The sequence below is a fragment of the Parafrankia sp. EUN1f genome (genome assembly GCF_000177675.1).
GTDB lineage: Bacteria > Actinomycetota > Actinomycetes > Frankiales > Frankiaceae > Parafrankia.
In genome coordinates this window covers 41,774-48,268 of record NZ_ADGX01000063.1, presented here as the reverse complement: position 1 = coordinate 48,268, position 6,495 = coordinate 41,774, and the positions used below count along the sequence as shown (strand labels likewise).

Here is a 6,495-nt window from a genome sequence, read left to right as displayed (position 1 = left end):
CGTGCGCATCACCGGCATCGCTCTTCGCCCGGACGTCGAATACCGCTCCCGGTAACGAGCCGCCTGCAGCGGGTTCACCGCGATCACCTGGTAACCGGCGGCGACCAGCGCGGACACCCACGGACCACGGTCCGTCTCGATCCCGACCACGACCTGGCCAGGGTCAGCGTCCTCGGGAAGATACCGCCCGACCATGGCGTGCAGCCGGGCGATGCCCGCCGCACCCTCCGGCACCCTGGCCTTCGTCAGCCGCCGGCCGGTCTCGTCCTGCACCTCCACATCATGGTGATCTTCCGCCCAGTCGTCCCCGACGAACAGCACCCAGGCCTCCTTCGCACCGGCAGCAGTTCCGGCAGCCCACGGGAGATCCACCACGCCCTAATGCTCAAGTGGTCACGTCTTGCTCGACGGCCACGACATCCCATCAGCAGTCAGCTCTCCCGACCACCGGCAGGGGCACGGTCTGACCTTAGGACTCGACTTCGGTCCAGAGGCGCGGAGTGCTCACCTACCAGCGGCTACCGGCACCGAGCCTGCCCTACAGCGACCCGGTACGTCCCATTAGAGGTGTTGGGCGATCGCGGGTCGCTCGGGGACGTGCCGGAGCCCGCGACCTTCGGCGTTGACGTCGCCTGAAGAACACCGTGTACGCGGGTTCGGGCATCAGCGCAGACGTCTCCGAACATCGACACCGGCTCTCCCGCTCCCTGCAAGACCTGATAACCCCACCGATTACCGGGCACCAGAACGGCATCCTCGGATCTGCCGGCCGAGGGCTCTGGTCATTCCCGTGGCCTGCTGAGCTCTCGCGTCTGTTACCGCCTACCCGGCTTTCCAGAGGCGCACCGTTGCGTCGGTGGAGCCGACGGCGAGGGTGGTCCCGTCGGGGGAGAACGCCACCGACAACACCCTGCCGGTGTACGAAAAAATCCCAGCCGTCCCCAGCCCCGGGTGTGCTCACAGCAGGTCAGTTTGCCACGAAACGTCACCAATCCGATGCACGGCACGACCAGCCGGCAGGCCTGCTCGTACCCGGCGGCGGCGCGCAGCTTGTCCGATTCCACCGGCCTGACCAGACCCCAGGCGCCGCGTTGACCGGGCCGCATGTAGGACGACCATTGGTTTGGCAGCCTCCGGGGATCAGGTGGGTGTGATGGAGGACGCTGGTGACCAATTAAGGGAAGGGGACCTGCAGGAAAAGTCGGAGGTGATGCTCCGTAGGGTGTTCTTGACGGTGTTCGGATCGTTCTGCCACCAGGAATTCAGGTCGTTTGTGCCTGTGGGCGGTTGGATGTTGAGGACGAGCCTGTCGTGTTGGGCGAGTTCGTCGGCGAGGCGGACTGCGGCGGCCTGCCCGGCGTCCAGCTTCCCCGTGCTCTTGGCGGTGTCGTCGTCGAAACAGATGACGAACGTCGTGTCCGGGAGCTCGCTGATGAGGCGTTGGGCGAGGTCAGGGGCTCCGGTGCTGCTGGCGTGCGCGGTGCCGAGGAGTGCGATGGCGGTGAGGTCGTTCTGGGCCGCGGTGAGGGCGTCGGGGAAGCCTTCGCAGATGACGGCGATGCCGGGTCTGGGCGGGCCTGCGGTGGCGAGCCGGGCGAGGCGGGGGTTGGGGGCCCGGTCGCGGGTGGGCTGGTCGTAGCGGCGCCGGATGTTCGGGCTGAGGTAGCGGACCTGGTAGTAGGTGACGTCGTGATGAACGGGATCGCGGACAGGGAAAACGATGCCGGGTCCGGAGCGGGGGAGTCCGTCGGGCCGGGGTAGCTGGTTGGGGCCGGGGTCGAAGCCGACGCTGTTGGCACGGAGGATCTCGTCGGTGAAGCCGCGGCTGTGCAGGTAGCGGAGGGCTCCGCGGCCGATCGGACGCCAGAGCAGTTCCTCGGCCTCGGTGGCCAAAGCAGCGACGGCGGGGTCGACGGCAGTGGCGGTCTCAAGGTTGCGGCTTCGGGCGTCGTGTCCGGTCCGACTGGCCTTCACCTCGGGTTGTGAAGGTACGGAGGCGGCGCGTGCCTGTGCGTGGATCCCGCGAGGCGAGCGGACGGCTCGACGTGTGGCGGTGGGGTGTGCGGCATGTCGAAGGCCGGTGCGGTCGGCGAGGTTGTGCAGGGCCTCCAGCACGGTGCAGCTTTCGGTGATCATGACGAGGTCGATGGCTGTGCCGCCCTCGCCGCAGGCGAGGCATTTCCATCTCCACTGGCCCCGTTGGTTCTGGTAGATGCCCATCGACGGATGCTCGTCGGGATGGGCCGGGTTCGGGCAATGCCAGCGGGCGCGACGTCCGCTGCCCTGGGGCGTGCCGCATTTCTCGGTGGCCAGGGTGGCGAGGTCCGTGGCGTCGAGGATCGCGTCGCGGTCGAAGGGGGCCATGAGCCGGGATCCTCCGCACGAGGGGGCAGTCATCGTCGTTGTGGAAACGGCCTGGGTGGATACGGAAACCGCATCGGGGACGAACGGCGTGATGACCACTTCAATGATCTCGTGAGGGCGTCGTCGATGTCGGGGAATTCGCGATGACGTCCGCGAGGCCTCGGCGAGGGTGCTCCCAGATGGTGACGTTGCGGACCGTCCCGTCCCATGACGACAGAGGAAACGGATTCGGCGTGGGGCGGTGGGGGATTCGTGCCGCGGACCGCCGAGCTACGCCGGTGGCGTATGGACTGGGGACGCTGGTCGCGAGGGGCTGATGCCGCGGACGGCCTGCGTCGGTGGCAGGCGGATCCGGCGCTGGCCGCGCACAGTCATTCCCTCGCAGGTCTGCTCGACGCCTGTGGCCGGGACCGGTCGGTGCCGTTGGAGGTGGCCGACGGGCGTCTGGCTGCGCTGGTGGCGCATGCGAGGGCGGGTGACAGCGCCGCGGTCCGGGTGGTGTTGGAGCGGGTGCTGCCGGCGCTGGTGGTCACCGCGGTCCGCCGAGCGGGCTCGGCGCCGTTCGGTGGAGGCCGTGGCTCGATGGCCTTCAGCGACGTTCTGGTGGAGCTCGTCGCGGCCGGCTGGGAGGTGATCTGCGGGTATCCGCTGGAGCGGAGGCCACGAAAGATCGCGGTGAACGTCGTCCGCGACACGACCTACCGGGTCTTCGGGTATGTGCCGATCATGGAGCGCAGCACCTTCTACCCGGAGGTGCTGCCCGCCGTTCCCGCGGGGCTGGATGGCCGGCCCACTCCCGGGATCGGCCGGGGCGCCGGGCCGGGTGCGGATCTGCTCGAGACGCTGTCCGAGGCCTACGCTGCGGGGACGGACCCGGCGGCCCTGCGGCTGCTGGTCGATCTCACGATCAACGGTCGGAGCCAGGCGGAGATCGCTGCTCGTGAGGGGATCACGGACCGGACGGTGCGGTTGCGGCGGGACGCCGCGGTCCGGTCGGTTCGATCGGCGCTGGGTGTCGGCGTGCGGGTCGGGGCCGGGGGAGTGGCCGTATGACCGGGCAGTCACCCGTGTGGATCCCGGAGACGGCGCTGTTGTTTGTGGCTGGCGTGCTGTTCGCCACCGCGGGCGGTGTGTGGTCGGGCGCGCAGGCCGCCGCGGTGCTGTTCGGCGCGCACGAGCCGCTCACTGTCGGGTTGGGGACGGTGCTGCTCGCCATCCCGCGGCTGATGTTGCATCCGACGGATCCGGCGAGCGCGTGGCCGGCGGACGTGGCTGCGCGGCTCCCGGGGCCGTTCGCATACTGGTGCGCGTCGCTGGTTCCGATCGGCGTGACGGTGCTGATCGGCGTCGCTGTGTGTCTGCTGGCGCAGCGCCGGGTGGGAGTCGCGCGCCGGCGGCGGATGGGGCTGGATCCGGAGGCGCGGTTCGCCCGCCTCTGGGACCTGTTGCCGCTGTGGGTGGATGGGCCGCTACCGGGTCGGCTGATCCTGGGACGGACACGGGACGGGTTCGTTTCCCGGCTGCTCGCGACGGAGGATGCGTCGCGGCCGCTTCCGGACGCGGTGCCGCGTCTCCTTCGGCGCCAGGCGGAGAAGCGACGTGGTGACCGTGGCACGGTGCTGGTCATCGGCCCGACGCGCTGCGGGAAGACCGCGGCGTGCGCCGTACCCGCGATCCTGGAATGGGAAGGGCCGGTCATCGCGCTGTCGGTGAAGAAGGATCTCATGGGCGCCACGGTGCAGCGACGGTATGGCGTCGGCGAGGTCCGGGTGTTCGACCCGACGGGCATCACCGGTGAGACGTCGGCGCACTGGTCGCCGCTGGCCGAATCGTTCAGTCTCGCGGGTGCCCGGCTCGCGGCCCGGTCGATCGCGAACAGCACGGACTGGACGGCTGGCGGCTCCGGCGATATGGGCTTCTGGACCGCGGCCGGCGAAGACCTGTTGGCCAACCTGTTCTGGGTCGCGGCCACCGCCGGGCTCGGCATGGACACGGCCGTCCAGTGGGTTACCTCCCTGGAGCGCGACGGTGTGCTGGGTTTCGTGAAGGCGTTCGCGCTCCACGAGGACCCGGAGGTGCGGGACGACGCGGAGCAGGTGTTGGCGAACCTCACCGCCGTGTGGAAGACCGACCCGAAGCAGATCTCGTCGGTCTTCCTCGTCGCCCGGCAGATGATCCGTCCGTGGCAGGAGCCAGCGGTGGCACGCTCCGCGCAGCGATCCACGATCGATCTCGGCTGGCTGCTCGGCACCTCCACCGATGGTCTGGGGGACGAGGACGACGGCTGGTGGTTCGACGGTCTGAGCGACGACGACGATGACGAGGACGACCGCGACGAGCACGACGAGGGTCACAGCAGCGCCGAGGGAAGGATTCTGGGGAACCGGCTGGCTCACAACACCCTGTACCTGTGCGCTGATCTGGACGACGCGGAACGGCTCGCTCCGGTGCTCGGGGGAGTCGTCGACGACCTGATCCGCGCTGTCTATGCCCAGGTTGGGCGGACCGGAAAGCCGCTCGATCCGCCGCTGCTGGTCGTCATCGACGAGGCCGGTAACTGGCCGATGCGGAATCTCCCCGGCAGGATCTCGACCTGCGCGGGCATGGGTATCCAGCTGATGCTGCTGTATCAGAGCAAAGCCCAGATCGACGCCGCCTACGGCACGAAGGCCGACGTGATCGTCGCCAACGCCACCACGAAGATCTTCTTCTCGGGTATCTCGGATCGATCCACCCTGGACTACGTCGGAGTCCTGCTGGGACAGGAGCACATCTCCGCGCGCACTCTGTCCACCGACACCGCCCCGGGCGGAGGCCGGGAAGGTGTTTCCGAGGCTCCGACCCGCCTGGAACTGCTGCCGCCCTCGCTGCTGCGTCAGGTCGCCCCCGGCGAGGCGCTGATGCTGCACGGCACGCTTCCGCCCGTCCACCTGCGTGGTCGGTACTGGTTCCGGGACAGCGGACTTATCCGGCTGGCATCAGGGCAACCGCCGGCGCTGTTCCGCGGCCGGCGGGAGGCGCCGTGACCCGGCAGGAACCCGACGCGGTTCCGGTGGGCTGGGTGCCGGACATAGCCGCGATCCTGGCCGCCATCGACAACCCCGTGACGATCGAGACCCGCAGCGGGCTGTGGCGCATCGGCGTCGATCCGGAAAGCCGGCTCCATGGCGCCGTCTATCGACCCTCTGGGCCTGACAACACGAACGATCACTCTCCGGAAACCATCGGCGCGACGCGACCACCTGTCACCGCCGCGTCGAGTCGGGCCCTCGAGCAGAGCCTCGGATTCCCGCTGGGAGACGGTATCCACCGGGCGCTGCGTGCCGAGGCTGCGACTCTCCGCCTCGGGGAGAAGGCCGCGGACGTCCAGAACCCGGAGACCGCCGCGGAACCGCAGGAACCGCACAATCACGAGCCCGACCATCGTCCTGCGGACAAGGCCATCGTGTCGGTTCCTGGACGGCCACCGATCACCTACGCGGAATCACTGGAACAATCCCGCGTCGAGCTGCGCTGGGAGACCACGAGCTCCCAGCACGTCGGGGACCTCTACCAGGTCGACATCGTCGACCTGGGATGCACAGTGACAGAGGGGCGCCGCGAACTCACGTACCGGCTCTGCCTGAACGGCGATGTTGTCTTCGCTGGCGATGACATCGAGGTTCCCGCCGACACCGAGCCGCGCAGCAGCGAAACGGTACGCGGACTGGTCCAGATGCTGCTGCATCCCGAGGCGGACGTTCCGCTCAACGCCAGGCAGCGCAGTTTCCTCACCCGCCACCACGACGATGTCGCCGGACTCGTCGCCGAACACGCGGGGCCGCACCAGGTCGGCGACCGCGTCGAGGTGCGCCTTCCGGACGGGCGACTCCTCACCGGCGAGGTGAAGGCCACGGTGCCAGCCGCCGACGGTGAGGAGATCCGGTCCTACCAGTGGACGCCCGACGGCGATCTCTTCGCCGGCGCCGCGGACGGTCCGAGGGGCACGATCGTCAGCCCCGCGGCCGCGGTGCGAACAACCCTGCTGCCCCCGCCGGCCGGTCCTCTTCCCGGTGTACCCGCCGGCCCCGCCGATCAGGCCGTCCCCTCGGTGGCCGTGTCATGACGACGCCGCCACACGCGGCGGGCACG

Annotated in this window: 5 protein-coding genes and 1 pseudogene; 3 read left to right on the top strand and 3 right to left on the bottom strand. The window is 69.4% G+C overall.

What is annotated here, in order from left to right:
- From FREUN1FDRAFT_RS19710 to FREUN1FDRAFT_RS19705, 3 genes and pseudogenes are all read right to left on the bottom strand, one after another.
- A pseudogene (locus FREUN1FDRAFT_RS19710) lies at nucleotides 1–321 on the bottom strand (transposase); the annotation flags it as partial.
- A 501-nt stretch (nucleotides 322–822) separates the two neighbouring features.
- On the bottom strand, nucleotides 823–909 hold the full coding sequence (locus FREUN1FDRAFT_RS46535; protein WP_369809807.1) for a hypothetical protein: 87 nt from the start codon (nucleotides 907–909) through the stop codon (nucleotides 823–825).
- Nucleotides 910–1,140: 231 nt separating this feature from the next.
- The gene (locus FREUN1FDRAFT_RS19705; RefSeq protein WP_006541909.1) at nucleotides 1,141–2,364 is read right to left on the bottom strand and encodes a toprim domain-containing protein; all 1,224 of its coding nucleotides are present in this window, start codon (nucleotides 2,362–2,364) and stop codon (nucleotides 1,141–1,143) included.
- 207 nt (nucleotides 2,365–2,571) lie between these two features.
- Between FREUN1FDRAFT_RS19705 and FREUN1FDRAFT_RS19700 the strand changes: the two genes are divergently transcribed.
- Genes FREUN1FDRAFT_RS19700 through FREUN1FDRAFT_RS19690 form a run of 3 tightly spaced genes read left to right on the top strand, consistent with a single transcriptional unit; the run spans nucleotide 2,572 to nucleotide 6,469 of the window.
- The gene (locus FREUN1FDRAFT_RS19700; protein WP_006541908.1) at nucleotides 2,572–3,417 is read left to right on the top strand and encodes a hypothetical protein; all 846 of its coding nucleotides are present in this window, start codon (nucleotides 2,572–2,574) and stop codon (nucleotides 3,415–3,417) included.
- Nucleotides 3,414–5,390: a type IV secretory system conjugative DNA transfer family protein gene (locus FREUN1FDRAFT_RS39965; RefSeq protein WP_006541907.1), complete on the top strand. Its 1,977-nt coding sequence runs from the start codon at nucleotides 3,414–3,416 to the stop codon at nucleotides 5,388–5,390. The genes FREUN1FDRAFT_RS19700 and FREUN1FDRAFT_RS39965 overlap by 4 nt, the downstream gene beginning before the upstream one ends.
- Nucleotides 5,387–6,469, top strand: a complete 1,083-nt coding sequence (locus FREUN1FDRAFT_RS19690) for a hypothetical protein (RefSeq protein WP_006541906.1) — start codon at nucleotides 5,387–5,389, stop codon at nucleotides 6,467–6,469. Before FREUN1FDRAFT_RS39965 ends, FREUN1FDRAFT_RS19690 begins: the two co-directional genes overlap by 4 nt.
- Nucleotides 6,470–6,495 lie beyond the last annotated feature (26 nt).